This window comes from Actinoallomurus iriomotensis (assembly GCF_030269445.1).
Lineage (GTDB): Bacteria > Actinomycetota > Actinomycetes > Streptosporangiales > Streptosporangiaceae > Actinoallomurus > Actinoallomurus iriomotensis.
The window spans coordinates 324,667-350,748 of the sequence record NZ_BSTJ01000006.1 but is presented as its reverse complement, the minus strand read 5'-3'; the positions used below and the strand labels follow the sequence as shown (position 1 = coordinate 350,748).

The window sequence follows — 26,082 nt, the reverse complement described above, 5'->3', positions numbered from 1 at the left end:
GGATTTGGCGCGTTCCTAGGAGCTCTATGACTGGCAAATCGCAGGTCAAGCCCCCTCTAGTACGGAGGAAACGTTCTTGAATAGCTCTACGATCGGCTCATGACCTCAGTACTGCTCGCCGAGGACGACACGTCCATCTCCGAGCCTCTCGCCAGAGCGTTGCGGCGGGAGGGATACAACGTCGAAGTCAGTCCCGACGGTCCGCAGGCCCTCGAACGGGCGCTGGGCGGTGGGGTGGATCTGATCGTGCTCGACCTCGGTCTTCCCGAACTCGACGGCCTCGAGGTGGCCCGCCGCGTCCGGGCGGAGGGCCACGGTGTGCCGATCCTCATCCTCACCGCCCGCGCCGACGAGGTGGACACCGTTGTGGGGCTCGACGCCGGAGCGGACGACTATGTGACCAAGCCGTTCCGCCTGGCGGAACTCCTCGCCCGCGTCCGTGCCCTGCTGCGCCGGGGCAGCACCGAGACGCCCATCGTCCAGGGGGTGCGGATCGACGCCGAGTCGCGACGCGCCTGGATGGGCGACCAGGAGTTGCAGCTCACGACCAAGGAGTTCGACCTGCTGCGCGTGCTCGTACGCGACGCCGGCAAGGTCGTCACCCGTGAGCAGATCATGCGCGAGGTGTGGGACACCAACTGGTGGGGTTCCACCAAGACCCTCGACATGCACATCTCCTGGTTGCGCCGCAAGCTCGGTGACGACGCGGGAAGCCCTCGCTACATCACGACCGTGCGCGGAGTCGGATTCCGGTTCGAGCGCGGCGACTGAGACGGTGACCGTGACGTGAACCACGGCATCACGTCACGGTCGGAAGAGAGGGACCCCCATGAGGCGACGTCTGCTGCTGTCGACGCTCGCCGTCGCAGTCGTGGCCGTGCTCCTGCTCGGCATCCCGCTGGCCTACGCCACCGAGCGCCTGATCTACGACGAGGCCCAGCAGCAGGTCGAGCGCGAGGCGGCGACCGTCGTGGCGGGCGTCAACCTGCGCGAGGAGCTGCGCCAGTCCATCACCGGTGACCAGATCGCCAAGGAGTTCCCGGGCCGCTACATCGTGGTGACCATGGCCGACGGCACCCAGATCACCGCCGGCGACGCCCCGGCCAAGGGCGACCACGTGATCACCAAGATGGCGGCGAACGACCGCGGCATCCACGTCCAGGTGTCACGGGACGCGGGCGACGTCGAGGCGGACGCCGTGCGGACGTTCCTGCTCATCGGCAGCCTCGTCGTGCTCGGCGTGGGCGTGGCGGTCGGGCTCGCGATGGTGCAGGCGCGCAAGCTGACGCTTCCGCTCATCGACCTGGCCGAGACCGCCGACCGCCTCGGGTCCGGCAACGCGCGGCCGCGGCGGCGCCGCTACGGCGTGCCCGAGGTCGACCGCGTGGCGGAGGTCCTCGACCGCAGCGCCGTGCGCATCGCCGACCTGCTCGCCGCCAGCCGGGAGTTCGCCTCCGACGCGAGCCACCAGCTGCGCACGCCGCTCACCGCGCTGTCGATGCGGCTGGAGGAGATGATCGAGGCCGCGGAGTACCCCGACGTCGTACGCGAGGAGGGCGTCGCCGCCGCCGCGCAGGTGGAGCGGCTGGCCGCCGTCGTCGAACAGCTCCTCGCGCGTGCCAAGCACGACCCGACCGGTGACGCGATCCCGATCGGGGTGGACGAGATCGTCGCCCAGCAGGTCAAGGAGTGGGAACCGGTCTTCCGCCGCGAGAACCGCCGGATCGGCATGTCGGGCGTCCGCGGGCTGACCGCCGTGGTCAGCCCCGGCGGCCTCTCGCAGATCGTCGCGACGCTGCTGGACAACTCCCTCGTCCACGGCGACGGCGAGGTCACCATCCACACCAAGGAGACGCCGACCTCGATCGTCGTGGAAGTGGGAGACGAGGGCGCCGGGGTGCCGCCCGAGCTCGAACGCCGGGTGTTCGACCGCAACGTCAGCGGCCGCCAGGGCACCGGCCTGGGCCTCTACCTGGCCCGCTCCCTGGCCACCGCCGACGGCGGACGGCTCGAACTGATCCGGGCCCGCCCGGCGACCTTCGCCATCTTCCTGCGCAAGCGCGAGGAGGCGCTGCTCGCCAAGGAACGCGTGGTCAGCGGCCCGGCCTAGAGCCCTGACCCAGACGTTGGTCGATCCGTTGGGGGATCGTTCAGCGGGAGCGCTTGGCGACGCCGGCGGAGACCGGCTCGGGCTCGTCGGCGGTCTCCGACTCCGACTCTGACTCGGCGGTCTCCGCGCCGGCCTCGGGCAGGCCCGTGTGGGGGTCGACCGGCGGCGCGGAGGCGGGCAGGAAGACCCACTTCTTGTACGCCCAGTAGCGGAACAGCGTGGCGGCGCCGGTGCCGACGACCTGGGCGGCGTTGTACGCGATGCCGCCCTGCAGGCCCAGGAGGTAGTGCGTGACGCCGATGAACACCCAGGTGATGAACAGGGCGACACCGTTGAGCACGAAGAACAGGACGTACTCGCGGCCCAGGCCGCTGGTGTCGCGGTGCCGGAAGGTCCAGTAGCGGTTGGCGAAGTAGGAGAACGTCGTCGCGACGACGGTGCCGACGCCGAACGACGTCAGCGGCCCGACCCCGAAGCCCAGGTGGAGGGTGTCGGAGATCCCGATGGTGATGATGAAGTTGAGCACGCCGATCACGCCGAACTTTGCCAGCTCGTGAACGAGGTGGGCGAATCGTCGGTACAGATTTACGGCGATGCTCACTAAGGGAGACCTTTCATTCGCGGTCGCGGTTGATCGCGCGTACTCGACAGGCCCGCAACTCTGCTTACCCCCGGCACGACGAGGATAGACGGCGTTCGTGGCAGCATGTGCCTGTGGTCCCAGATTCTGGCAGCCGCCGACCGCGGCCGTCCGGGGTATGACGGGATCAGGCTCATGTCTCTCCGACCGAGGTGATCATGGACTACCGGCTCGACGACGAGCACGAAACCCTGCGCAAGACCGTCGAGGAGTTCGCCCGAGACGTCGTCGCTCCACAGGCCGAACGACTGGACGCGGACGAGGAGTTCCCGTACGACATCGTCCGTCAGATGGGCGAGATGGGGCTGTTCGGGCTGCCCTTCCCCGAAGAGTACGGCGGGATGGGCGGCGACTACTTCGCCCTCTGCCTGGCGCTGGAGGAGCTGGCGCGCGTCGACTCCTCCGTGGCGATCACTCTGGAGGCCGCGGTGTCGCTCGGCGCGATGCCGATCTACCGGTTCGGCACCGAGGAGCAGAAGCGCACGTGGCTGCCCGACCTCGTGACGGGCCGCGCGCTCGGCGCGTTCGGGCTGACCGAGCCGGGCGGCGGCACCGACGCCGGCGCCACCCGCACCACCGCGAAGGCGATCGACGACCAGTGGGTGATCAACGGCACGAAGTGCTTCATCACCAACTCCGGCACCGACATCACCCGCCTGGTGACGGTCACCGCCGTCACCGGCGACGAGGGGACCAAACGGGAGATCTCCACGATCATCGTCCCCACGCCGCACGAGGGTCTCACCGTGGCGCCGAAGTACTCCAAGGTCGGCTGGCACGCCTCCGACACCCGCGAGCTCTCCTTCAACGACTGCCACGTGCCGGCCGAGAACCTCCTCGGCGAGCGCGGCCGCGGCTACGCGAACTTCCTGTCGATCCTGGACGAGGGGCGCATCGCGATCTCCGCGCTCGCCACCGGCCTCGCCCAGGCGTGCCTCGACGAGTCGATCAAGTACGCCAAGGAGCGCACCGCCTTCGGCACGCCGATCGGCAAGAACCAGGCCATCGCCTTCAAGATCGCCGACATGGAGGTGCGCACGCACACCGCGCGGCTCGCGTGGTACCGCGCGGCCGAGCGGATGATGCGCGGCGAGCCGTTCAAGAAGGAGGCCGCCATCGCGAAGCTGCACTCCTCCGAGATCGCGGTCACCAACGCCCGCGAGGCCACCCAGATCCACGGCGGCTACGGCTTCATGAACGAGTACCCGGTCGCCCGTCACTGGCGCGATTCGAAGATCCTGGAGATCGGCGAGGGCACGTCCGAGGTCCAGCGCATGCTCATCGCCCGTGAGCTGGGCCTCTGAGGGCTCGATAGGCTGCGGGGGTGACGGACAGGCAAGGTATTCCCGCGGTCGGCATGGTGGGCGGTGGCCAGCTCGCCCGCATGACCCAGCAGGCGGCGATCGGTCTCGGCGTGACACTGCGCGTGCTCGGCGAGAGCGTCGACGCCTCCGCCGCGCGTGTGATCTCCGACGTCCGGGTCGGCGACCACCGCTCCCTCGACGACCTGCTCGCCTTCGCCAAGGACAGCGACGTGGTGACGTGGGACCACGAGCACGTCCCGGGCGAGCACATTCAGGCGCTGGAGGAGGCCGGGGTCGCATGCCGCCCCGGCTCCGCCGCGCTGCTGCACGCCCAGGACAAGCGCGTGATGCGCGAGCGGCTGAGCGCGCTCGGCATGCCCGTGCCGCGGTTCGCGCCGGTCGCGAGCCTGGCCGACGCGGAGGAGTTCGGCGCCTGGCCGCTCGTCCTCAAGGCCGTACGCGGCGGCTACGACGGCAAGGGTGTCTGGGTCTGCGAGACCCCCGCCGAGGCGCGTGAGGTGATCGAGCGGGCCGCGGCCGAGGGGGTCCCGCTGCTGGCCGAGGAGCACGTGCCGTTCCGCCGCGAGCTGGCCGCCCTGGTGGCGCGCTCGCCGTACGGCCAGGGCGCGGCGTACCCGATCGTGGAGACGGTGCAGCGTGACGGCATCTGCCACGAGGTGATCGCGCCGGCGCCCGGCCTCCACCCCGACCGGGCCGAGGAGGCCCAGCGGCTGGCCCTGGACATCGCCGACCGGCTCGGCGTGACGGGCCTGCTGGCGGTCGAGCTGTTCGAGACCGATGACGGCGTGCTGGTCAACGAGCTGGCCATGCGGCCGCACAACTCCGGGCACTGGACGATCGAGGGCGCGCGCACCTCGCAGTTCGAGCAGCACCTGCGCGCGGTGCTCGACCTGCCGCTGGGCGACACGCGGCCGACCGCTCCGTACACGGTGATGGCCAACGTCCTCGGCGGCGACGAGGCCCAGATCTACCCGCGCTACATCCACGTCATGGCGCACGACCCGGGCGTGAAGGTGCACTTCTACGGCAAGGAGATCCGGCCGGGCCGCAAGATCGGGCACGTGACCGCGCTCGGCGACGACCTGGACGACGTACGCGAACGGGCGCGTCACGCGGCCGACTACCTGAGGAACGGACCCCGATGAGCGTCGGCGTGGTGATGGGCAGCGACTCGGACTGGCCGGTCATGAAGGCCGCGGCCGAGGCGCTGGAGGAGTTCGGCGTGCCGTACGAGGCCGACGTGGTCTCGGCGCACCGGATGCCGCACGAGATGATCGCGTACGGCGCCGAGGCGGCCTCGCGCGGCCTCCAGGTGATCATCGCGGGCGCCGGCGGCGCCGCCCACCTGCCCGGGATGCTCGCCTCCGTCACACCGCTGCCGGTGATCGGCGTGCCGGTGCCGCTGAAGTACCTCGACGGCATGGACTCCCTGCTGTCTATCGTGCAGATGCCCGCCGGGGTGCCGGTGGCGACCGTCGCCGTCGGCGGCGCGCGCAACGCCGGCCTGCTGGCCGTACGCATCCTGGCGGCGAGCGACGCGGGCCTGCGCACGCGGATGGAGGAGTTCCAGCGCGACCTGCACACCCAGGCCAAGGCCAAGGGCGAACGCCTCCGCGAGTCCACGACCTGACAGGAACAACACCGCCGAGTGCGCTCATGGGCCCGGTCGCCGGCCGGCTCGGCTCCACGCCGGTGCTCCGTACGGCCGCCGTCGCTCATCCCGCCGGGCTGGTCGCGTTCGTGTTCGCGGCCGATGGCGGCTCGACGCCGCTGATCTGCGCGGCGGCGATGTTCGCGGGCGGGACCTGTCCGCCGCTGACCGCGGCGATCCGCAGCGCGTGGATCGGCCGCACCGAGGACGGCACCGGCCGGCAGCACCTTCGCAAGGCGGCGCCGGCGGTGGAGACCTCGCTGTTCGAGCTGGTGTTCGTGGCCGGTCCGCTCCGGGTGGCGGTCGTGGTACTGGTCGCCTCACCCGCCGCGGCCATCGCCGGGTCGGGGACGGTGACCATGCTCGGGACCCTGGTTCTCGCAGGTCGCTCCGCGGTGCGCGGGCAGCGCCCGGCCTCGCCGGACGCGAGGACCCGGGGACCGGGGCCGCTGCGGGTGCCGGGCTTCGCCGTGGTCCTCGTCCGCGTGGGCGCTCTGGGGATGGCGTTCGGCGCCGTCAGCGTGACCGTGCCGGCGTACGCGACTCTGCACGCGGGTCCGGACGCGGACGGGCTGGCGGGCGTCCTGCTCGCGGGCTGAGGCATCGGATCCGGCCTGGGCGGCTTCGGGTACGGCATGGCGCGGCCCCGCGCGCCGCTGCCGCGGCGATTCGCCTGGCTGCTCGGCGCGGTCTCGCTGAGCACGGCGATACTGGCGATCATGCCGGACGCGCTGACGCTCGGCATCGCCCTCGTGCTCGGCGGCGTCACCATCGCGCCCACGCTGACCGTCTACACCGCCATCGTCGGCCGCATCGTGCCGGCCGGCATGCGCGATGAGGCCGGCACCTGGCTGGTGACGGTGCCGGTCGCGGCCAACTCGGCCGGCGGTGCGATCGCCGGCCTGATCGTCGACCAGCCCGGCGGAACACCCTGGTCGTTCGCGTTCGCGGCCACGGTCATCGCCGCGGCCACCGTCGTCGCCGCCCGGCCCGCCGGGCCGATGGCCCGCGCCGAGGCGACGGTGAACGCCTGACGCGGTGTAGGGGCGCGCGTGGGGCGGGCCGATAGTGAGGGTATGAGAGACGAGTTCGACGACGTGCTGGCCGCGGTCGGCCCGCGGCTGCGTGAGTTGCGGCACCGGAGCGGAGCGACGCTGACCGCCCTGTCGGAGACCACCGGGATTCCGGTCAGCACCCTGTCCCGGCTGGAGTCCGGGCACCGCAGACCGGGGCTGGAACTCCTGCTTCCCCTGGCGAGGGCCTACCAGGTGCCGCTCGACGAACTCGTCGGCGCTCCCGCCAGCGGCGATCCGCGGGTCTATCCGCGGCCGGTGACCCGCAACGGCATGACCGTCATCCCGCTGACCCGCAACCCCGGCGGGCTGCAGGCGTTCAAACAGATCCTGCCGGCCGGCCGGAACGATCGGGAGCCCGATCCCCGCTCGCACGAGGGGTACCACTGGCTGTACGTCCTCAACGGACGGCTGCGCCTGGTGCTCGGCGACCAGGACCTGGTCCTCAGCGCGGGCGAGGTCGCCGAGTTCGACACCCATCTCCCCCACTGGTTCGGCAACGCCGACGCACGGCCCGTCGAGTTCCTGAGCATCCTCGGTCCGCAGGGCGAGCGGTTCCACATCAGGGCCCGTTACCGGCCCTCCTGAGCCCGTCGGGAACGATCCTCTCGACGATGGCGCCGACCAGCGCGCCGACGGCGTCGGGCGGCGGGTGGCCTCCAGCCGCAACTCCAGCATCGCCGGGTATCCGGCCCGGTCGTCGCCGATCCGGCTCATCAGGCTGAGCGTCAGGGCGGTCACCAGGGCGCGGTCGCGCGGGGGCGCGCAGCAGGTCGGCGAGGACCGCCGGCTCCGGCGTGAGGCGATGGTGGATACGGCGGGCCGCCTGGTGGAGCAGGTCGTCGCGGCTCATCCTCACCTATGCCAAGACGTCCGGATGAAAGCCCGCCATCGGGCTCAACGCGCGCCTTTTCCGGAATGTGGGGCGGCTGTATCGTCATGATGACGCGGCGGGAAAGGGGCCGGAATGCTGACTGAGGCACTCGAGGCGTTGGCCGCGGCCGGTGGTGGAGCGGTCGTGCAGGCCGCCGGCACCGATGTTTGGGCGACGGCACGGCAACGAGTGGCGCGGCTCTTCGGTGGCGGAGACCCCGCGCGGGAGCGGGCGGAACTGGAGCGGCTGGACCAGACCGCGGCCGCCCTCGCGGCCGCTCCAGAAGGTGACGCGAAGCTCGTGCGAACGAGCGAGGAGAGCGCCTGGCAGAGCCGGTTCGAGGCGCTGCTGGAAGCGGCGGGCGACGCCGCCCGCGACCAGGTCGCCCATGAGCTGCGCGGCCTGGTCGCCCAGACCCGGCCGGTCCAGAAAGGCAGCGGCGCCTTGTCCGGAAGCTCCTTTCACGGGCCTACCGCCGTTCAGATCGGCGACCAGAACTCCCAGACCAATAACTTCGGGTGACGCGTTCACGGCGGAGCTGAGCGTGACGCGGTCTGGCGCCAGTGATGGCGGCCGTTCGCCGGACGGGACCGGCGGCGACGTCTTTCTCGGGCCCAACGCCTTGATCATTGGCGACGACGCCACCCAGATCAACAACTACTACGTCAGTCCGCAGCCGCCCGAAGGGTTCGTGCAGATCGGGGTGATTCCCCGGGAGGCCGACCACTTCCAGTTCCGCACCGCCATTGACGACCTGGACGTCGCTCTTTCGCGTGGGGACGCCGCAGTACTGTGTCAGGTCGTTTCCGGAATCGGCGGGGTCGGCAAGACACAGATCGCCGCCCACTATGCCCGTCACCGCAGAGACGCACGCGACGTGGACCTGCTGCTCTGGGTGAACGCGCGCAGCCGAGACGCGATCGTCTCCGCCTACGTACAGGCGGGCAGGAGAATGGCGTGTGTCACGAGCAACGACGTCGAGGAGGCCGCCCAGGAATTCCTGACCTGTCTCGAAACGACGGACCGTCGTTGGCTGATCGTCCTGGACGATCTGGCCGACCCCGGTGATCTGCGACGTTTGTGGCCGCCCCGCCATCCTGCCGGACGCGTACTGGTCACCACACGCCGTCGAGACTCCGTGCTCACCGGAACCGGCCGACAGGCCATCACGGTCGGTCTCTTCTCCCCTGAGCAGGCCACCGCGTACCTTGCCGCCACGCTTGCCGCACACCGTCGCGACGACGACCCCGAGCAGATGCGGGGGTTGGCCGAAGACCTCGGCCATCTGCCGCTGGCGCTGGCGCAGGCCGCGGCGTATCTGATGGACCGTGGCCTGGATTGCTCCGCGTACCGGCGACGGCTCAGGGACAGCCGACTCACGCTGCGTGAGGTCCTTCCTGAGGACTCCTCCCTGCCGGACGAGCAGCTGGCCACGGTCGCCGCGACGTGGTCGCTGTCGATCGAACTGGCCGACCGGCTCGCGCCGGCCGGACTGGCACGGCCCATGCTCGAGCTGGCCGGCCTCCTCGACGCGAACGGGATTCCCGTCGCCGTGCTGACCTGCCCCGCCACCCTGGCCTACCTGTCGGCCCAGCGAGATCCCGCGGCCCGCGCCGCGGCGGACCCGCCCGTACGGGATGATCGAGACCTGACCGCGGATGACGCTCGCGACGCCTTGCGCTGCCTGTACAGGCTGCACCTGGTGGACATCGCCTCCGGCGCCGCTGACGAGATCGTCCGTGTGCACGGTCTGATCCAACGGGCGACCCGGGACCAGCTGGCAACGGACAGATTCGATCGCGCCGTCCAGGCCGCCTCCGAGGCACTCCTCGAAGTCTGGCCGGCCACCGGGCAGTTCGCCGACGACGAGGCGTTCCGGGTGAACGCCACGGCGCTGTCCGCCAACGCCGGCGCCCGGCTCTGGGCGCTCGACGCCCACCGCGTACTGGTCCGGACCGGACACAGCCTCGGCGAGGCCCGGTTTCTCGCCTCCGCGGTCGCTCATTGGGAGCAGACGCGTCACGCATCGGAAGAGAACCTTGGTGCCGACCACCGCGAAACCTGGGCCGTCCGCTATCACCTCGCCCTGGCGCAGTGGACGGCAGGCGATCACGCGACCGCGTTGAGCAGCCTGGCGGACCTTCTCGCCGACCAGATCCGCGTCGTCGGCACCGAGCACCCGAGAACATCGGTCACCCGCACGCGACTCGCCGAGCTGCTGGGCCAGTCGGGGGATCAGGCGGGCGCCATCCGCGACTTCGAGGCGTTGCTGGCCGACCAGGTTCGCACCCTGGGCACGGACCATCTCCAGACCGTCGCCACCCGCAGACGGCTTGCGATCTGGCGCTGGACGGCGGGGCACCGGGCCGATGCGGTCCGGATTCTGCAAGCCGTGCTGACGGACCAGGAGCGGCTGCTGGGTTCCGACGACCGCGCGACGCAGGCGACACGCCGGCTTCTGACCGAGTGGCGGGTATGGGCCGAAAGCCCGCCCGGCGCGGCAGAGACCGAGGCTCCGCCGCGCACCGAGACCAAGCGTCGCAACCGCCGCACGGTGCGCCGCAGCAAGGCCCGAACGCTACGCCTGGCGGCAGGCGGCCGTGCGCCCACGCCGGACGAGACCCGTTGGCGTGCCCGGGAACTCATCGCGTCCCTCAAGGAGCTGCTGGCCGAGCAACTGCGGGCACTCGGCGCAGATCATCCGGAGGTCCTCGCCACCCGCGCCCAGCTCGCGGCGCGGCAATGGCAGGCCGGTGACCGAGCCGGAGCCCTGAACACGACCGAAGAGTTGCTCGCGGAACAGTCACGCGTGCTGGGTCCAGAACACGCCGATACCCTCGCGACGCGCCGCCGACTGGCCAAGCGGCTCTGGGAGGGCGGAAGACGAGCCGATGCCCTGGCCGCCCTCAAGGACCTCCACGCACTCCAGGTACACATGCTGGGCTCGGACCACGTGGATCCGATGAACACGCACCGGCAACTCATCGAATGGCAGTGGCAGATCGGCAATCGCGGCGGCGCCGTGCAGGCGACGGAGACACTGCTGGCGAAGCAGCGCCGCCTGCTGGGACCGGACCATGCCGACGTCATGGCGACACGTCGCCGCCTGGCTCAGTGGCAAGGCCAGCTGGGGAATCCGGAGCGAGCGGTGGAACTGCTGGAAGAGCTCCTGGCCCAGCAGCTTCGTACGCTGGGGCCGAGTCACCCGCGCACACGCGTGACGCGGCGCCAGCTCGCCCAGTGGAGGAAGGCCGCGGGCGACCTGGCAGGCGCGCTGAACGACACCGAAGCGCTGCTCGCCGAGCAGGTGCGCGTGCTGGGCCCGGAACATCCGGACACCGTCCAGACCCGCCGCCATGCCGACGCCCTGCGGAATGACCTGGGACGATGAGCGCCGGCTGACCGTCGGTCCGCTCAGCGGGGCAGGCGCAGTCGCGCCCATTCGATGGCCGGGCAGCGGTCCATGACGACATCGAGACCGGCTTCGGCGGCTCTGCGCGCGGCGTCCTCGTCGACCACGTCGAGCGGATACCAGACGGCCCTGATCTCGTCGTCCGCCCGCGGGCCGTACGTGCGGAACAGTTCGATCGCCTCGTCGGTGACCCGGCCGGCGTGCGCGGCGTTCCGGTAGACGCCGACGACGTTCACCGGTGTCGCGACCGCGGCGAGCGAGGCGGCGCCGGGCTCGCCGAGCACGGTCGCCGCGTCGGGATGGACCGGCACGATCGTCTTGCCGCGCGACTGGAGCAGCTGTGCCATGTCGTACGCGGTGCGCCCGGGGTTGTCGCGCAGGCCCACGAACGCCCACGTCTTCGAGCCGGTGAGGATGCGCCGGATGACGGCTTCGTCGGCATAACGGTCGCTCATGACCGCTATAACCGTCCAGGGCGCTCCGGGCTTCCGGTCAGCCGGAGCCCTGGCCGGCGTCCACCAGGATCCGGCGGATCGCCGTACCCGACAGCTCGGACTTGCGGACGAACGCCGCGGCGCCGGGCACGGGAAGGTCGACGTAGTCGTCCAGCCGGTAGGTGGAGATGAGGATCAGGGTCGGCCGCCCGTCGACGCCCGTGATGGTGTCGACCAGGTCGAAGCCGCTCTCGTCGCCGAGGTTGACGTCGATGAGCATGACGTCGGGGCGCGCGCTCGCCATCAGCCGCAGGGCGCGAGCACTGTTCGCGGCCACGCCGACGACGTCGATCTGCTCGCGTCGCAGCAGGTCACGAGCGACGTCGGCGAAGCCGTCATCGTCGTCGACGATCAGGCACCGGACAGCCATTCCTCAACAGTACGCGCGCTTTTCGCGGCTTCCCGGTAGCCGGAATCCGGCGGTACGGCTGGCAGGGGGCACGGAACGGTGGGTGGCCGTGAAGACGACGAACCACCGCGCACCCGATGGTGGAGGGTAGGTCAGACGGCGAGAGGGGGACATGTGCATCCGCACCGACATGCGATCGATCATCCGTCGTGCGCGCGCCTGGAACGCGTCCGCGCGGTTGCCACGGAGGTGTTCCGCGATGCGCGTGCCGTCCCGGCTCCGACCCTTTCCTAGGCCGCAGGTGAAGCCCGCCCCCGACCCGTCCGGCGATTGGCCGCTTCCCCCGGTGACGGTCTACCTGTCGATCGGGCTGCCGGCCGGCGCCATGCCCGGCGGCCTGGCCGAGATCCAGCACTCGCTCGCCGACGCCGCGCGGCGGATCACCCGGTCGGGACACCCGGTGCACTACGTGAACGGGATGTACATGCCCGCGCAGACGCGCCTGTTGTGCGTGTTCACCGCGGAGAGCGAGGAGGCGGTGCACGCCGCGGTGAGGCTGTTGCGGCTCCCGTTCGTCCAGCTCAAGGCGGTCGCGGACGACCAGGGCCCGGTTCCCGGTGAGAGGGAACCGGACCGGTGACCTCTCAGGGACGGCCGAGCGCGCGGTAGTGCCAGCCGGCGGTGCGCCAGCGCTCGGGGTCGAGCGCGTTGCGGCCGTCCACGATATTGCGCTCCGCGACGACCGCCCCGAGCTCGTCCGGGTCCAGCTCGCGGAACTCGCGCCACTCGGTGAGCAGCAGGACGACGTGCGCGTGGGCGGCGGCGTCCTGCGCCGACGTGCCGTACGCCAGCTCCGGGTGGGCCCGGCGGGCGTTGTCCAGCGCCTGCGGGTCGTAGACGGTGACGTTGCCGCCCTGCGCGCGGATCGTGGTCGCCACGTCGAGCGCCGGCGAGTCGCGGATGTCGTCGGAGTTGGGCTTGAACGCGGCGCCGAGCACGCCGACCGTACGGCCGATGAACGAGCCGCCGAGCAGCTCGCGGGCCAGGTCGACCATGCGGATCCGGCGGCGGATGTTTATCGCGTCGACCTCGCGGAGGAACGACAGCGCCTGGTCCACGCCCAGCTCGCCGGCCCGCGCCATGAACGCGCGGATGTCCTTGGGCAGGCAGCCGCCCCCGAAGCCGAGGCCGGGGCCGAGGAACTTGCCGCCGATGCGGTCGTCGTGGGACAGCGCCTCTGAGAGCTTGGTCACATCGGCGTGCGCGGCCTCGCAGACCTCGGCCATCGCGTTGATGAAGGAGATCTTCGTGGCGAGGAAGGCGTTCGCGGAGACCTTGACCAGCTCGGCGGTGGGATAGTCGCTGACGATCAGCGGGATGCCCTCGGCGGTCATCGGCGTGTAGATCTCGCGCAGGACCTTCTCGGCGCGGTCGCTCTCCACACCGATGACGATGCGGTCGGGGTGGAGGGTGTCCTCCACGGCGAAGCCCTCGCGGAGGAACTCCGGGTTCCACGCGAGCTCGGCCAGGTCGCCGGCGGGGGCGAGCCGGGCGAGCCGGCGCGCGAGCCGCTCGGCGGTGCCGACCGGCACCGTGGACTTGCCGATGACGAGGCAGGCGCGCGTGAGGCGCGGCGCCAGCGCCGTGATCGTGTCGTCGACGTAGGTCATGTCGGCGGCGTACTCGCCGGGCTTTTGCGGCGTGCCGACGCAGATGAAGTGGACGTCGCCGAACTCGGCCACCTCGTCGTAGGAGGTGGTGAAACGGAGCCGTCCGTTCTCGAGGTTACGCCGCAGGATGGGCTCGAGACCGGGTTCGTAGAACGGCAGCTCACCCGCGGACAGGCGTGCGATCTTGTCGGCGTCCACGTCGATGCCGAGCACCTCGAACCCCAGCTCGGCCATGCAAGCCGCGTGGGTGGCGCCCAGGTAGCCAGTGCCGATCACGGTCAAGCGTTGTGCCAAGGCCCTGCCTCCCATCATGAGAATTTGATGCCCGACCCCACTGACCTTCCCCACGGGCCGCTCGGCATGTTACCGGCCCTACTGGCGAGTAGGTAGACGGCGTACGATCGGCACATGACCTCAGACTTTCCTCTGTACGAACTCTCTGAAGAGCACGGGCTCCTGCGGGAGACGGTACGGGCCCTTGCCGATGCCAAGATCGCTCCGAAGGCCGCCGAGACCGACGAGACGGCGGAGTTTCCGCAGGCCGTGTACGAGGCTCTGATCCAGGCCGACCTGCACGCCGTTCACATTCCTGAGGCGTACGAGGGAGTCGGCGCGGACGCCCTCGCCACGGTGATCGTGATCGAGGAGGTCGCCCGGGCATGTGCCGCCTCCTCACTCATCCCTGCTGTCAACAAGCTGGGCACGGTACCGATCCTGCTCTCCGGTTCGGAGGATCTGAAGAAACGCTACCTGAGCCCGGTGGCACGCGGTGAGGCCATGTTCTCGTACGCCCTTTCGGAGCCGGAGGCGGGCAGCGACGCGGCGGCCATGAAGACCCGCGCGGTCCGCGACGGCGACCACTGGGTGCTGAACGGCACCAAGCGCTGGATCACCAACGCGGGTGTCTCCGACTTCTACACCGTGATGGCGGTCACCGACCCCGACCAGGGCGCCCGCGGCATCTCGGCGTTCGTGGTGGAGAAGAACGACGCGGGCGTGAGCTTCGGCGCCCCGGAGCGGAAGCTCGGCATCAAGGGATCGCCGACGCGCGAGGTCATCATGGACGACGTGCGCATCCCGGCCGACCGGATCATCGGCGAGGAGGGCACCGGTTTCAAGACCGCCCTGGCCACCCTCGACCACACCCGCGTGACCATCGCGGCCCAGGCGCTGGGCATCGCCCAGGGCGCCCTGGACTACGCGATCGGGTACGTCAAGGAGCGCAAGCAGTTCGGCAAGCCGATCGGCGACTTCCAGGGCGTGCAGTTCATGCTCGCCGACATGGCGATGAAGCTGGAGGCCGCCCGGCAGCTGACGTACGCCGCGGCGGCCAAGTCCGAACGCCGCATGCTGGGCGCCAAGGAGCCGGACCTGACATTCGTCTCCTCCGCCGCCAAGTGCTACGCGTCGGACGCCGCCATGGAGATCACCACGGACGCCGTCCAGCTCCTGGGCGGCTACGGCTATGTGAAGGACTACCCGGTCGAGCGCATGATGCGCGACGCCAAGATCACTCAGATCTACGAGGGCACCAACCAGATCCAGCGCGTCGTCATGTCCCGCGCCCTGCTGAAGTAGCCCCGTGACCTGCACTCTCGCCCCTCGGAACGACCATCGGACCGAGGGGCGACGCATGTCCGGGCCGGAGAATTCCGCTGGGCCGGGTACCCGTACCGGTGACGTCGCCTACCCACCTCGGCCTGCCGGCCACACTGCTCGTCGTCCTCGGCCTGCCGCTCGTACGGGGCGGGTTCAGAACTCGTCGTGATCGGTGCGCTTGAGCCTGGTGACGATGCGGTCCGTGACGTGCCAGCTCGCGTGGCCCGCCAGGATGGCGGCCAGGACGGCGGCGACGATGCCGACGAACGGCCGGATGTCGGCGGTGAACATCGCGCTCTGCGCCAGCATGACGACAGGGACCTCGAACAACCCGTGGGACACGGTCTCTCCTCGATGGGGGCATCCGGCAGGAAGTGGGGGGCCGGCATCCACGGCGACCCGCATCCACGGCACGGCACACGCGAAGCGCGAGGCTACCAGGGACTGCTCACCAAAATAGCCATCAAACGGCCACACGGTGCACAGATGCCGAAAACCGACACTCAGAAGCTGAACGGTGGCGGGGCCTTCTGGGGCTTCTTGTTCCGGCTGTGCCCGGGCGGAGTCAGCACCGACACCGCCTGGGCGGCGGAGCCGTTGTCGGTGCCCTTCAGGGCGAAGCCCTCCTCGGAGTCCCCCCACATCGCGACCATGCCCCAGGACAGGAACAGCCCCTCGATGACGGTGACCACCCAGACCAGCGTCTGGGCGTACGTCGCGGCCGCGGCGAGTGACGCGCCGGCCGTCCAGAACGCGAAGACGCTCGCCACGACCATGAGCATGGAGATCACCAGCGCGAGCCTGTGAATCGTGATCATTTGGCTGATCATGTCGCGCAGCGTCTCGACCCGGCGCTCGGCCCGGTCGGCCAGTGCCATTCCCGCGATGACGAACTCCAGCATCCTGCCGTCCGCGGAGTTCGCGGCGATGCCCTGCCAGGACGCCTGGAGCGCCTGTCGCACCCCGTTCACGTCGGAGCCGAAGAGCGCGCGCGCCTCCCTGGCCACCTGGTCCCAGTTCTGCAGGGCCCGGTCGATGGAACCGTCGTCCGACCAGACCACGGCCCCCCAGGCGAGCGCCGCGCCGATCGTCAGGGCCGACATCCCGGCGCTTGCCTTCAGGTTCGCCGCGGTCGCCGTTCCCAGTGCGGCGACCACCAGCGCGCCGGAGCCTCCCACCGCCGCGCTGGCCGGCACGGCCATCAGGTCCGCCGGCGAGCTGATCTTCGGTGCGGGAGACGTCGTGGCGGGGGGCGTCGGCGGCCGTGGTTTGTAGGCGCCATGGGAGTCGGGGATCCAGCCGATGTCGTAGAGCACCGCCCGGACGTTGGTGTCCTCGACGCCCAGGTAGAGGTCCGCGGACTTGTGGAGGTTGTCGGCATAGGTCTGCGCCTTGTCGATGCCGGCGGCCAGGTTGTCCAGCTCGTCCGCACGGGAGACCGTGTAATTGTGCCGGGCGCCCTCGCCGACCAGACCGAAGGCGAGATGCGGGATGTCGCTCTGGTCGACCAGCCGCCGCAGCGAGTCCAGCGTGCCGGCCACGTCGTCCATGCGCATGACCGCGTTCCGTACCTGGACGTGGTCGACACTCAGCTCGGAGGACACCACCCGCATCCTTTCGCTCGACCGCGCGGTCGTGACCCCTGGACGGGCGTCCCCCAACACCTACCGCCCGTCCGCCCCGGCGGCCAACCACTTCAGGAAGATGTGAAATGCGGCCGTCAGCTGTCGCAGACGGCCACGATGTGGCGGGCGTAGCCTCCGGGGTCGGTGCCGGCGTCCTCGGCGGCGGCGACCGACACGAGGAACTCCCGCAGCTCGTGGACGTCCGCCGACACGCCCCTGTCGGCCAGGCGGCGGTAGGCCTTCCACAGCCGGCCCTGGTCGGCCAGGTCGGCGTCGATGGTGTCCGCGGTGATCGGGCGTCGCTTCTTCCGGTAGACCGACACGTACATCTCGGCGGCCGGGGCCAGCCACTCCGTGTCGTCGCACCAGCGGTGGGGCGCCCCGGCACCGGCGTCCGCGGCCGCCGGGGCGTCCTCGGCGGGGACCTCGCCCGGCGAGACGCCGGCCGAGGGGCGCCCGCCTCCGCATCCGGTGAGCCCGGCCAGGACGGCGGTGAAGGCCGCGACGGCGACGAGGGACCGGATCACGGGGCGACGCCCCGCATTCTTACTGGACACGGATATCTCCTGTTACGTGACCTGCTGCGCTACAAGAGACGTCCGTGGCCGAGTGTCCGGTTACCCCGTCGTTGATCCTTTACCAGTATGTGATCATCCAGGGCGATGCAGCACCATCAGACGGTCAGCACGATCTTGCCGGTGGTACGGCCGCGCTCGCCCAGCTCGTGCGCCTTGGCCGCCTCTTCCAGCGGGAACACGCTGTCGATCTCGGCGTGCAGCCGGCCGGCCTCGACCAGCGCGGCGATCTCCTTCATCCCCGCGTAGTCCGGCTCGACCAGGGTGAAGTCCGCCGCGATGCCGCGCTCGGCCGCGGCGGCCCGCAGTTCCTCGCCGACCGGCAGGATGGACACGAGCACTCCGCCGTCGCGCAGGGTCCGCAGCGAGCGGAGGCCGTAGTCGCCGCCGATCGGGTCCAGCACGACGTCCACCTCGCGGACCGCCGAGGCGAAGTCCACCTCGGTGTAGTCGATCACCTCGTCCGCGCCCAGAGAGCGGATCAGCTCGTGCTTGGCCGTACGGGCGGTGCCGATGACGTGCGCGCCGCGCGCCTTGGCGATCTGCACCGCCAGGTGGCCGACCCCGCCGCCGGCGGCGTGGATCAGCACCCGCTGCCCCGCGCGAAGGCCCGCGGTGTCCACCAGGCCCTGCCAGGCCGTGAGCGCCGCCAGCGGGAGCGCCGCCGCCTGGACGTGGTCGATCGAGGCCGGTTTGCGGGTGAAGTGGCGGGACGGCGCGGTGACGTACTCGGCGTACGCCCCGGCGAGGTGCGGGAAGCGCGGCATGCCGAAGACCTCGTCGCCGGGCCGGTAGAGCGTGACGCCGAAGCCGACCGCCTCGACCACGCCCGACACGTCGAAGCCGAGGGTGAACGGCGGCTCGTGGCCGACCAGCCCACCGGTCGCCCGCGACTTCCAGTCGGTCGGATTCACCCCGGCCGCGTGCACGCGCACGAGAATCTCCACCGGCCCCGGCTCCGGCCGCTCGACGTCAACGATCTTCAGTACCTCCGGACCGCCCAGCGTGTCCTGGCTGACGGCGCGCATGGTAGCCATGATGTTCCTCCTCGGTAGGCCCCCAGCCAACGCCAGGGCCGCCCTCCCCGGGAAGTGGCCTGATTGCCATCGTGTGAAAGTATCTGGTCATGAGCGCACCCCATCGCGTGGTCGTCCTCGCGCTGGACGGCGTGATCCCGTTCGAGCTGGGCATCCCCGGCCGCATCTTCGGCGCCGCCCGCGGCCCCGCGGACGAACCGTTGTACGAGGTGCTCACCTGCACGCTGGACGGCCGCCCGGTGCGTACCGCCGCCGACTTCGCCATCGTCGTCGACCACGACGCCTCGGCGCTGGCCGGCGCCGACACGATCGCGATCCCCCCGTTCAGGGGCGCGTACGACCAGGCGGCCCTCGGGACCGCCCTCGACGGCGTACGGCCGGGCACGCGGATCATGTCGATCTGCACCGGCTCGTTCGTGCTCGCCACGGCCGGTCTGCTCGACGGACGCCCCGCGACCACCCACTGGGGCGAGGCCGACCGGTTCCGGCGGATGTTCCCGCACGTCCGGCTGGACCCCGACGTGCTGTTCGTGGACGACGGCGACCTGCTCACCTCCGCCGGAGCCGCGGCAGGCGTCGACCTGTGCCTCCACGTCGTACGCCGCGACCACGGCAGCGAGGTGGCCAACCGCGCGGCGCGCCGCTGTGTGGTGCCCCCGTGGCGCGACGGCGGCCAGGCGCAGTACATCGAACGTCCGGTCCCCGAGCCGTACGACGCGGGCACCGCGCCGGTCCGCGCCTGGGCGCTGGAACGCCTGGACCTGCCGCTGTCGCTGGCCGACCTGGCGGAGCAGGCGGGGATGAGCGTGCGCACGCTCAGCCGGCGGTTCCGCGAGGAGGTCGGCATGAGCCCGGGCCGCTGGCTCACCCGCCAGCGGATCGACCGGGCCCGGCACCTGCTGGAGACCAGCGACCTGCCGGTCGATCGGATCGCGCGGCTGGCCGGGTTCGGCACGGCCGTGTCACTGCGCCAGCACCTGCACGCGACCCTGGGCGTGTCACCGATCGCCTACCGCCGCACGTTCCACCCCGAAGGCGACGAGCGGCTCACCCGGGCCTGAGCGTCACTCGGGCAGGAGGCGGGTGTCGCAGCCGAGCCGCGAGCCCAGGTCGTCGAGGAGGCCGAGCAGCGCCGCGTGGCCCTGCCGCCGGTGTCCCCGGCCGACGGTGTACGGCACCAGGCGTCCGGCCGCTCCGGTCGCGCGGTTGTAGGCGCTCCGCCGGACCAGCGCGCCGTCCGGGTGTGGTTCGACCTGGAGCCGTACGCACCACCACCACTCCCCGTGCGCCTGGACCCACCCGGCCTCGCGGTCGACGTCGATCACGATGGGCGTCCCGGCATCGGCGGTGAACGTCGTCGGCCCGCCGGACACGGTGACGGTCCGCCCGGGGCCGAGGACGACCGGCGCGTCCGGGCCGGAGAGCTCCCCGGTGGGCACGTTGAGCACCACCGCGCGGACGCGGTCGACCGGTGCCTCGACGAGACCGAGGTGTTCGGACAGGAGAGCACCGGGATTTTTCTCGCTCATAGAGACAGTCAAGCGGTTTCCCGGCCCGGCTCACACCATCCGCAGGATCGCCAGGGACTCACCGGGCAGCTCGCCGCCGGGGCGGATGCCGGGCGCGGAGGCGAGGAGCAGCTCGCCGTCCGGCAGCCGTACCGGATCCGCGCCCAGGTTGGCGGCGACCCGCACCGATCCCCGGTACACGACGATCCACGACTCGTCGTGCTCCACGTCGATCTCGGTCAGCCGCGCGTCGGTCAGCTCCGGGCAGGAACGGCGCAGCGCGATCAGGTCGCGGTGCCAGTCCAGCAGCTCGCGGTGTTCCGGCCGCGACGGCTCCGTCCAGTCCAGCACGGAGCGGCGGTACGTCTCGGGGTCCTGCGGGTCGGGCACGTCCTCCGACGCCCATCCGTGCGTGGCGAACTCGCGCCGCCGCCCCTCGCTCACCGCGCGGGCCAGCTCCGGCTCCTGATGGTCGGTGAAGAAACGCCACGGCGTGGTGGCGCCCCACTCCTCCCCCATGAACAGCATCGGCGTGAACGGCGAGGTCAGCAGCAGTCCGGCGCCGACCTTGAGCAGCCCCGGCGACAGCGTCGCGGAGATCCGGTCGCCGGTGGCACGGTTGCCGACCTGGTCGTGGTTCTGCAGGAACGCGGCGAACCGGTGGCCGGGGGTGCGCAGCCGGTCGACCGGCCGGCCGTGGGAGCGGCCGCGGAAGGTCGACCACGTGCCGTCGTGGAAGAACGCGCCCCGCAGTGTCTTGGCGAGGGCGCCCATCGAGCCGAAGTCGCGGTAATAGCCCTGCCGCTCGCCGGTGAGCACCGAGTGCAGGGCGTGGTGGAAGTCGTCGTTCCACTGGGCGTCCAGGCCGTACCCGCCGGCCTCGCGCGAGGTGACCAGCCGCGGGTCGCCCAGGTCGGACTCGGCGACCACGAACAGCTCCCGGCCCGTCGCGGCCCGCAGCCCGTCCACCGCGACGGTCAGCTCCTCCAGGATGTGCACGGCGCGTTCGTCGCTCAGCGCGTGCACGGCGTCGAGCCGCAGCCCGTCCAGGTGGTGGTCGCGCAGCCACATCAAGGCGTTCTCGACGATGAACGCGCGCACCTCGTCGGACCCGGCCCGGTCGAGGTTGACCGCCGGACCCCAGGGCGTCCGGTGGTCGTCGGTGAAGTACGGGCCGTACTCGCCCAGGTAGTTGCCGCTGGGCCCGAGGTGGTTGTAGACGACGTCGAGGACGACCGCCAGGCCGCGCGCGTGGCAGGCGTCGACGAAGCGCTTGAGCCCGTCCGGCCCGCCGTACGGGTCGTGCACGGCCCACAGGTGCACGCCGTCGTACCCCCAGCCGTGCCGGCCCGGGAAGGCCGCGACCGGCATCAGCTCCACGGCGTCGACGCCCAGCGCGACCAGGTGGTCCAGGCGCTCGACGGCGGCGTCGAACGTGCCGTCCGGCGTGAAGGTTCCGACGTGCAGCTCGTACAGGACGCCGCCGGCGAGCGGCCGTCCGCGCCACGCGCCGTCGGTCCAGGCGAACGCGCCGTGGTCGTAGGCCCGGCTGAGACCGTGCACCCCGTCCGGCTGCCAGGGCGATCTCGGATCGGGGAAGGGCCCCCTCCCGTCGATCACGAACCCGTAGTCCTCGCCCTCGGCCTCGGCGGTCCACCAGCCCCGCCGTACGGGTGAGGGAGCCATGGCATGGCGGCGCCCACCGGCCTCCACCTCGACGTTCGCGGCGTCCGGTGCCCAGACGTCGTATCTCATTCAGCCTCGATCAGTAGTGCGACGGGGAGCATGCCGAGCAGGCCGGTGAGCGGCACCGGCGAGACGTACGACTGGCCGGTGAGCAGGTCGCGCCAGGGACCGCCCGGCAGCGGCAGATGCGTGTCGTCCCAGCCGCCGCGGGCGTCGAGACCGGCGGGCAGCCGGGTCACCACCGTGGTCACGCCGCCGCGGCGGAACGCCAGGACGTGCTCGGCCGCCGGGCCGTCGGCGGCGAGCGGCTCGTAACCGCCGGAGAACCACTCGGGATGCTCGTCCCGCAGGCGCAGGGCGCGCGAGGTGACGAGCAGCTTCTCCCCGCCGAGGTCGGCCGGCACCGTCCCGGCGTCCAGGTCGGCGAGCAGCTCGCGCCGGCGCACGTAGTCCACCGGCCGCCGGTTGTCGGGGTCGACCAGGGACAGCCCGGCGAGTTCGCAGCCCTGGTAGACGTCGGGCACGCCCGGCATGGTGAGCTGCACGAGCTTCTGGGCGAGGGAGTTCGCCCGCGCGTACGGGGCGAGCAGCGCCACGAACCCCTCGATGTCGTCGGCCAGCTCCGGGTCGGCGAGCACGGCGTCCACGTGGGCGAGCACCGCCTCCTCGTACGCGGCGTCGCCGTTCACCCAGGACGTGCGCGTCTTGGCCTCCCGCATGGCCTTGGTCAGGTACTCCTTGAGCCGCTGCCCGGACAGCGGCCACGCGCCCACGATCGTCTGCCACATCAGGTAGTCCAGGTCGGGGTCGAGGGGGCTGTCGGGCGCGCGGGCGTGCCACCTCTGGACCGCCTCGATCCAGTCGCCGGGCAGTTCGCTGAGCACGGCCAGCCGCGCGCGCACGTCCTCCTGCCGCTTGGTGTCGTGCGTCGACAGCGTGGTCATCGTGCCGGGCCGCTCGGCGGCGATCCCCGCGCAGTACGCGTGGAACTCCTCGGGCGACACCGAGAACCGCACCGGGTCCCCGCCGACCTCGTTCAGCGCCGCGAGCCGGGACCAGCGGTAGAACGCCGTGTCCTCCACACCCTTGGCCATCATCGGCGCGGACGTCTGCTGGAACCGGACGACGAACTCGTCGCGCAGCGCGTCGCGGCCGGTCAGGCCGAGCAGCAGCGGCACCACCCGGTCGAGCAGCTCACCGTCCGGCAGCGCGGCGCGCGCTCCGGCGGCGGCCTGGGCGACGATCTCCAGGTCGCGGGCCGACGGCTCCTCGCCCGGCACCACGTACGTGCGGTAGACGGGCATCGCGACGAGCAGCTCGACGAGCGCCTGGCGCAGGGCCTCCGGGTCGTCGTCGGGCAGGATCTTCGCGAGCAGGCCGGCGAGCCGGTCGACCTCGGGCACCAGCATGCGCTCGGCCGCGTACCGGCGGGCCTCCCGCTCCACCGCCTCGAAGTCGCGGCGGCCGCCGGTGAGGGTGGTGTACGCATCGGTCAGCGGCCCGTCGCCCGCCGGGTCGTTGAACACCCCGCCGATCATGCCGAGAGCGTCGTACCCGGTGGTGCCCGCGCACGGCCAGTCCTCGGGGAGCCGTTCGCCGCCGGTGAGGATCTTCTCGGCGACGATCCACGTGCCGGGCCTCGCCCGGCCGGAGAGCCGGCGAAGGTAGCCGCGCGGGTCGGCGAGGCCGTCCGGATGGTCGATGCGCAGGCCGTCGACCAGCCCCTTGCGCACCAGTCGCAGCGGCAGCGCGTGCGTGCGGTCGAAGACCTCCGGGTCCTCCGGGCGCAGCCCGATGAGCGTGGAGATGTCGAAGAAGCGCCGGTAGTTCGGCTCCGTGTCGCGCCAGTACCCGAGGCGGTAGCGGCCGCCGCGCGGGTAGACGTGCTCGTGGTAGCGGACGACGTCGCCGTCCATCTCGGGCTCGTCCTCCGGCGAGCCCAGCACCGGCACCACGACCGCCCCTTCGGACCAGTCGATGTCGAACCACCGCGCGTACGGCGAGTCCGGTCCGTGGCACAGGACGTCCCAGAACGCCGGGTTGAGCGTCTCCGGCGCCGGGATGGCCATGTGGTTGGGCACCAGGTCGATCACGATGCCCAGCCCGTGCTCGCGCAGGCGCGCGGCCATCTCGCGGAACGCCTCCTCGCCGCCCAGGTCGTCGGCGATGCGGGAGTGGTCGACCACGTCGTAGCCGTGCGCCGAGCCGGGGGTGGCCTGCAGGATCGGCGACAGGTACACGTGGGAGACGCCGAGAGCGGCCAGATAGCCGGCCAGCTCCCCCGCCTCGGCGAACCCGAATCCCTTCCTGAGCTGCAACCGGTACGTCGCGGTCGGCGCCTTAGACACGCTGGAGCACCTGGATCGAGCGGGCCTCGACCAACGGTTTGTCCCCTGTCATCGGCGCGGTCTCCTCGTTCTCGAGCATGAAGCTGGTGGTGGTGTCGATCACGGTCGTCCACAGGCCGCGGTACGCCTCGGGCACGGTGAACGTCAGGTCGCGGTCGGAGGCGTTGACCAGCATCAGGAACGAGGCGTCCTGGACCGGCTCCCCGCGCCGGTCCGGCTCGGTGATCGCGTCGCCGTTCAGGAAGATCGTGACCGCCTTGGCGTACCCGGTCTGCCAGTCCCCGTCCGTCATGGGCTGTCCTTCGGGGGTGAACCACTGGACGTTGTCCCCGGAGGGGAACCGGCGGCGGCGGAAGACCGGATGGTCGCGGCGCAGCGTGGTCAGCCGCCGGACGAACTCCCGCAGCGCGCCGGCCTCCGGCCGGTCGGTCCAGTCGACCCAGCTCAGCTCGTTGTCCTGGCAGTAGGCGTTGTTGTTGCCGTCCTGGGTGCGGCCCAGCTCGTCGCCGTGGGAGATCATCGGCACGCCCTGGGACAGCAGGAGCGTGGTCAGGAAGTTGCGCTTCTGCCGCTCCCGTACCGCGAGGATGTCCGCGTCGTCGGTCTCGCCCTCGGCGCCGTGGTTCCACGAGCGGTTGTCGTCGTTGCCGTCGCGGTTGTCCTCGCCGTTGGCCTCGTTGTGCTTGTGGTCGTAGGAGACCAGGTCGTGCAGCGTGAAGCCGTCGTGGCAGGTGACGAAGTTGATCGAGGCGAGCGGCCGGCGGCCGTCGTCGGCGTACAGGTCGCTGGAGCCGGTGAACCTGCGCGCGAACTCCGGCAGCAGGCCGTCGGTGCCGCGCCAGAAGTCCCGCACCGAGTCGCGGTACTTGCCGTTCCACTCCGTCCACAGCGGGGGGAAGTTGCCGACCTGGTAGCCGCCCTCGCCGACGTCCCACGGCTCGGCGATCAGCTTGACCTGCGAGACGATCGGGTCCTGCTGCACCAGGTCGAAGAAGGCCGCCAGCCGGTCCACCGCGTGCAGTTCGCGCGCCAGCGTCGAGGCGAGGTCGAAGCGGAAGCCGTCCACGTGCATCTCGGTCACCCAGTAGCGCAGCGAGTCCATGATCAGCTGAAGCGCGTGCGGGTGCTGCACGTTGATGCTGTTGCCGGTGCCGGTGGTGTCCATGTAGTACTGCGGGTCGCCGTCGACGAGCCGGTAGTAGCTGCGGTTGTCGATGCCGCGGAACCCCAGCGTCGGCCCGAGATGGTTGCCCTCGGCGGTGTGGTTGTAGACCACGTCGAGGATCACCTCGATGCCCGCCGCGTGCAGGCTCCGCACCATCAGCTTGAACTCCTGCACCTGCTCGCCGCGCGAACCGCTCGCCGCGTAGCCGTTGTGCGGGGCGAAGAAGCCGAGGGTGTTGTAGCCCCAGTAGTTCGACAGCCCGCGCTGGAGCAGCACGTCGTCGTGCACGAACTGGTGGACCGGCATCAGCTCGATCGCCGTGACGCCGAGCTCCCGCAGGTAGTCGATCATCACCGGATTGGCCAGGCCCGCGTACGTGCCGCGCTCCGCCTCGGGGATGTCCGGATGCCGCCGGGTCAGGCCCTTCACATGGGCCTCGTAGATCACCGTCTCGTGGTACGGCGTGCGCGGCGCGCGGTCGTCGCCCCAGTCGAAGAACGGGTTGACCACGACGCTCTTGGGCACGTACGGCGCGCTGTCGTCGTCGTTGCGCGCGCCCGGGTCGGCGAACCGGTACGCGAACAGTGCCTCGTTCCACTCCACCTCGCCCTGGATCGCCCTGGCGTACGGGTCGAGCAGGAGCTTGGCCGGGTTGCAACGCAGGCCCTGTGCCGGGTCGTAGGGGCCGTGCACCCGGAAGCCGTACCGCTGGCCGGGGCCGACCCAGGGCACGTAGCCGTGCCAGACGAAGCCGTCGAGTTCGGTAAGGGGGATCCGGGTCTCCTTGCCGACGTCGTCGAACAGGCAGAGTTCCACCCGGTCCGCGGCCTCGGAGAAGACGGAGAAGTTCGTGCCCGCGCCGTCGTAGGTGGAGCCCAGGGGGTAGGGGTCACCCGGCCAAATACGCATCACATCGGTCAATTTCCCCCAGGTGATCGACT

At 71.1% G+C, this 26,082-nt stretch carries 25 protein-coding genes; 13 read left to right on the top strand and 12 right to left on the bottom strand.

The window, feature by feature from the left end:
- Nucleotides 1-99: 99 nt before the first annotated feature.
- Both QSK37_RS25485 and QSK37_RS25480 read left to right on the top strand, forming a co-directional pair.
- Entirely contained in the window at nucleotides 100-771 is a 672-nt protein-coding gene (locus QSK37_RS25485) for a response regulator transcription factor (protein WP_141956913.1), read from the top strand.
- Nucleotides 772-829: 58 nt separating this feature from the next.
- Nucleotides 830-2,110 carry an ATP-binding protein gene (locus QSK37_RS25480; protein ID WP_285579270.1) on the top strand — a complete coding sequence of 427 codons (1,281 nt, stop codon included), beginning with the start codon at nucleotides 830-832 and terminating at the stop codon, nucleotides 2,108-2,110.
- Nucleotides 2,111-2,150: 40 nt separating this feature from the next.
- On the opposite strand, the gene QSK37_RS25475 is transcribed toward QSK37_RS25480, so the two are convergent.
- Complete coding sequence (locus QSK37_RS25475) at nucleotides 2,151-2,711, bottom strand: GtrA family protein (protein WP_285625610.1); 561 nt, start codon at nucleotides 2,709-2,711, stop codon at nucleotides 2,151-2,153.
- Nucleotides 2,712-2,908: 197 nt separating this feature from the next.
- Between QSK37_RS25475 and QSK37_RS25470 the strand changes: the two genes are divergently transcribed.
- The 8 genes from QSK37_RS25470 to QSK37_RS25435 all read left to right on the top strand — a co-directional run bounded on the left by QSK37_RS25470 (nucleotide 2,909) and on the right by QSK37_RS25435 (nucleotide 11,064).
- On the top strand, nucleotides 2,909-4,054 hold the full coding sequence (locus QSK37_RS25470) for an acyl-CoA dehydrogenase family protein (RefSeq protein ID WP_432705596.1): 1,146 nt from the start codon (nucleotides 2,909-2,911) through the stop codon (nucleotides 4,052-4,054).
- A 53-nt stretch (nucleotides 4,055-4,107) separates the two neighbouring features.
- Nucleotides 4,108-5,220: a 5-(carboxyamino)imidazole ribonucleotide synthase gene (locus tag QSK37_RS25465; protein ID WP_285626169.1), complete on the top strand. Its 1,113-nt coding sequence runs from the start codon at nucleotides 4,108-4,110 to the stop codon at nucleotides 5,218-5,220.
- Entirely contained in the window at nucleotides 5,217-5,705 is a 489-nt protein-coding gene (purE, locus tag QSK37_RS25460) for a 5-(carboxyamino)imidazole ribonucleotide mutase (RefSeq protein WP_285625608.1), read from the top strand. The genes QSK37_RS25465 and purE overlap by 4 nt, the downstream gene beginning before the upstream one ends.
- A 26-nt stretch (nucleotides 5,706-5,731) precedes the next feature.
- Entirely contained in the window at nucleotides 5,732-6,325 is a 594-nt protein-coding gene (locus tag QSK37_RS25455) for a hypothetical protein (RefSeq protein ID WP_285625606.1), read from the top strand.
- Nucleotides 6,326-6,361: 36 nt separating this feature from the next.
- The gene (locus QSK37_RS25450; protein WP_285625604.1) at nucleotides 6,362-6,760 is read left to right on the top strand and encodes a hypothetical protein; all 399 of its coding nucleotides are present in this window, start codon (nucleotides 6,362-6,364) and stop codon (nucleotides 6,758-6,760) included.
- Nucleotides 6,761-6,802: 42 nt separating this feature from the next.
- On the top strand, nucleotides 6,803-7,387 hold the full coding sequence (locus tag QSK37_RS25445) for a helix-turn-helix domain-containing protein (RefSeq protein ID WP_285625600.1): 585 nt from the start codon (nucleotides 6,803-6,805) through the stop codon (nucleotides 7,385-7,387).
- Between the two features lie 379 nt (nucleotides 7,388-7,766).
- A complete protein-coding gene (locus QSK37_RS25440; protein ID WP_285625598.1) occupies nucleotides 7,767-8,195 on the top strand; it encodes a hypothetical protein in 429 nt (142 codons plus the stop codon).
- A gap of 22 nt (nucleotides 8,196-8,217) precedes the next feature.
- Nucleotides 8,218-11,064, top strand: coding sequence for a tetratricopeptide repeat protein (locus tag QSK37_RS25435; RefSeq protein ID WP_285625596.1), 2,847 nt, complete (start codon nucleotides 8,218-8,220; stop codon nucleotides 11,062-11,064).
- 23 nt (nucleotides 11,065-11,087) lie between these two features.
- On the opposite strand, the gene QSK37_RS25430 is transcribed toward QSK37_RS25435, so the two are convergent.
- Together QSK37_RS25430 and QSK37_RS25425 are read right to left on the bottom strand one after the other, a co-directional pair.
- Nucleotides 11,088-11,540, bottom strand: a complete 453-nt coding sequence (locus QSK37_RS25430; RefSeq protein ID WP_285625595.1) for a CoA-binding protein — start codon at nucleotides 11,538-11,540, stop codon at nucleotides 11,088-11,090.
- Between the two features lie 37 nt (nucleotides 11,541-11,577).
- Nucleotides 11,578-11,949, bottom strand: a complete 372-nt coding sequence (locus QSK37_RS25425) for a LytR/AlgR family response regulator transcription factor (RefSeq protein WP_285579292.1) — start codon at nucleotides 11,947-11,949, stop codon at nucleotides 11,578-11,580.
- Between the two features lie 325 nt (nucleotides 11,950-12,274).
- On the opposite strand from QSK37_RS25425, the gene QSK37_RS25420 reads away from it, so the two are divergent.
- On the top strand, nucleotides 12,275-12,568 hold the full coding sequence (locus QSK37_RS25420; protein ID WP_285625593.1) for a hypothetical protein: 294 nt from the start codon (nucleotides 12,275-12,277) through the stop codon (nucleotides 12,566-12,568).
- Between the two features lie 4 nt (nucleotides 12,569-12,572).
- On the opposite strand, the gene QSK37_RS25415 is transcribed toward QSK37_RS25420, so the two are convergent.
- Complete coding sequence (locus tag QSK37_RS25415) at nucleotides 12,573-13,907, bottom strand: UDP-glucose dehydrogenase family protein (protein WP_285625592.1); 1,335 nt, start codon at nucleotides 13,905-13,907, stop codon at nucleotides 12,573-12,575.
- 99 nt (nucleotides 13,908-14,006) lie between these two features.
- Between QSK37_RS25415 and QSK37_RS25410 the strand changes: the two genes are divergently transcribed.
- A complete protein-coding gene (locus QSK37_RS25410) occupies nucleotides 14,007-15,176 on the top strand; it encodes an acyl-CoA dehydrogenase (protein ID WP_285625589.1) in 1,170 nt (389 codons plus the stop codon).
- Nucleotides 15,177-15,350: 174 nt separating this feature from the next.
- Here the strand turns inward: QSK37_RS25410 and QSK37_RS25405 are convergent, their stop codons facing one another.
- The 4 genes from QSK37_RS25405 to QSK37_RS25390 all read right to left on the bottom strand — a co-directional run bounded on the left by QSK37_RS25405 (nucleotide 15,351) and on the right by QSK37_RS25390 (nucleotide 18,425).
- Complete coding sequence (locus QSK37_RS25405; protein WP_285625586.1) at nucleotides 15,351-15,539, bottom strand: hypothetical protein; 189 nt, start codon at nucleotides 15,537-15,539, stop codon at nucleotides 15,351-15,353.
- 161 nt (nucleotides 15,540-15,700) lie between these two features.
- Nucleotides 15,701-16,801 (bottom strand): type VII secretion target, encoded by a 1,101-nt coding sequence (locus QSK37_RS25400; protein ID WP_285625584.1) that lies wholly within the window; start codon nucleotides 16,799-16,801, stop codon nucleotides 15,701-15,703.
- A gap of 116 nt (nucleotides 16,802-16,917) precedes the next feature.
- Nucleotides 16,918-17,379, bottom strand: a complete 462-nt coding sequence (locus tag QSK37_RS25395) for a hypothetical protein (protein ID WP_285625582.1) — start codon at nucleotides 17,377-17,379, stop codon at nucleotides 16,918-16,920.
- Between the two features lie 116 nt (nucleotides 17,380-17,495).
- Nucleotides 17,496-18,425, bottom strand: a complete 930-nt coding sequence (locus QSK37_RS25390) for an NADP-dependent oxidoreductase (protein WP_285626168.1) — start codon at nucleotides 18,423-18,425, stop codon at nucleotides 17,496-17,498.
- Between the two features lie 98 nt (nucleotides 18,426-18,523).
- On the opposite strand from QSK37_RS25390, the gene QSK37_RS25385 reads away from it, so the two are divergent.
- The gene (locus QSK37_RS25385) at nucleotides 18,524-19,495 is read left to right on the top strand and encodes a GlxA family transcriptional regulator (RefSeq protein WP_285625579.1); all 972 of its coding nucleotides are present in this window, start codon (nucleotides 18,524-18,526) and stop codon (nucleotides 19,493-19,495) included.
- 3 nt (nucleotides 19,496-19,498) lie between these two features.
- On the opposite strand, the gene QSK37_RS25380 is transcribed toward QSK37_RS25385, so the two are convergent.
- From QSK37_RS25380 to glgX, 4 genes are read right to left on the bottom strand one after another with little or no spacing between them, the layout of a single operon-like run.
- Nucleotides 19,499-19,963, bottom strand: a complete 465-nt coding sequence (locus QSK37_RS25380) for a hypothetical protein (protein ID WP_285625577.1) — start codon at nucleotides 19,961-19,963, stop codon at nucleotides 19,499-19,501.
- A gap of 30 nt (nucleotides 19,964-19,993) precedes the next feature.
- The gene (treZ, locus tag QSK37_RS25375) at nucleotides 19,994-21,697 is read right to left on the bottom strand and encodes a malto-oligosyltrehalose trehalohydrolase (protein WP_285625574.1); all 1,704 of its coding nucleotides are present in this window, start codon (nucleotides 21,695-21,697) and stop codon (nucleotides 19,994-19,996) included.
- On the bottom strand, nucleotides 21,694-23,976 hold the full coding sequence (treY, locus tag QSK37_RS25370; protein WP_285625571.1) for a malto-oligosyltrehalose synthase: 2,283 nt from the start codon (nucleotides 23,974-23,976) through the stop codon (nucleotides 21,694-21,696). Before treY ends, treZ begins: the two co-directional genes overlap by 4 nt.
- A complete protein-coding gene (glgX, locus tag QSK37_RS25365) occupies nucleotides 23,969-26,053 on the bottom strand; it encodes a glycogen debranching protein GlgX (protein ID WP_285626167.1) in 2,085 nt (694 codons plus the stop codon). Before glgX ends, treY begins: the two co-directional genes overlap by 8 nt.
- Nucleotides 26,054-26,082 lie beyond the last annotated feature (29 nt).

Bases quoted from the DNA above. Each gene is read 5' to 3' on its own strand.
- QSK37_RS25445 (WP_285625600.1), top strand. From the start codon at position 6,803: ATGAGAGACGAGTTCGACGACGTGCTGGCCGCGGTCGGCCCGCGGCTG.
- QSK37_RS25410 (WP_285625589.1), top strand. From the start codon at position 14,007: ATGACCTCAGACTTTCCTCTGTACGAACTCTCTGAAGAGCACGGGCTC.
- QSK37_RS25465 (WP_285626169.1), top strand. From the start codon at position 4,108: ATGGTGGGCGGTGGCCAGCTCGCCCGCATGACCCAGCAGGCGGCGATC.
- QSK37_RS25380 (WP_285625577.1), bottom strand. From the start codon at position 19,963: ATGAGCGAGAAAAATCCCGGTGCTCTCCTGTCCGAACACCTCGGTCTC.
- treZ (WP_285625574.1), bottom strand. From the start codon at position 21,697: ATGAGATACGACGTCTGGGCACCGGACGCCGCGAACGTCGAGGTGGAG.
- QSK37_RS25480 (WP_285579270.1), top strand. From the start codon at position 830: ATGAGGCGACGTCTGCTGCTGTCGACGCTCGCCGTCGCAGTCGTGGCC.
- QSK37_RS25450 (WP_285625604.1), top strand. From the start codon at position 6,362: ATGGCGCGGCCCCGCGCGCCGCTGCCGCGGCGATTCGCCTGGCTGCTC.
- QSK37_RS25425 (WP_285579292.1), bottom strand. From the start codon at position 11,949: ATGGCTGTCCGGTGCCTGATCGTCGACGACGATGACGGCTTCGCCGAC.
- QSK37_RS25440 (WP_285625598.1), top strand. From the start codon at position 7,767: ATGCTGACTGAGGCACTCGAGGCGTTGGCCGCGGCCGGTGGTGGAGCG.
- QSK37_RS25485 (WP_141956913.1), top strand. From the start codon at position 100: ATGACCTCAGTACTGCTCGCCGAGGACGACACGTCCATCTCCGAGCCT.
- QSK37_RS25430 (WP_285625595.1), bottom strand. From the start codon at position 11,540: ATGAGCGACCGTTATGCCGACGAAGCCGTCATCCGGCGCATCCTCACC.
- QSK37_RS25470 (WP_432705596.1), top strand. From the start codon at position 2,909: ATGGACTACCGGCTCGACGACGAGCACGAAACCCTGCGCAAGACCGTC.
- QSK37_RS25390 (WP_285626168.1), bottom strand. From the start codon at position 18,425: ATGCGCGCCGTCAGCCAGGACACGCTGGGCGGTCCGGAGGTACTGAAG.
- QSK37_RS25415 (WP_285625592.1), bottom strand. From the start codon at position 13,907: ATGGGAGGCAGGGCCTTGGCACAACGCTTGACCGTGATCGGCACTGGC.
- QSK37_RS25455 (WP_285625606.1), top strand. From the start codon at position 5,732: ATGGGCCCGGTCGCCGGCCGGCTCGGCTCCACGCCGGTGCTCCGTACG.
- QSK37_RS25385 (WP_285625579.1), top strand. From the start codon at position 18,524: ATGAGCGCACCCCATCGCGTGGTCGTCCTCGCGCTGGACGGCGTGATC.
- purE (WP_285625608.1), top strand. From the start codon at position 5,217: ATGAGCGTCGGCGTGGTGATGGGCAGCGACTCGGACTGGCCGGTCATG.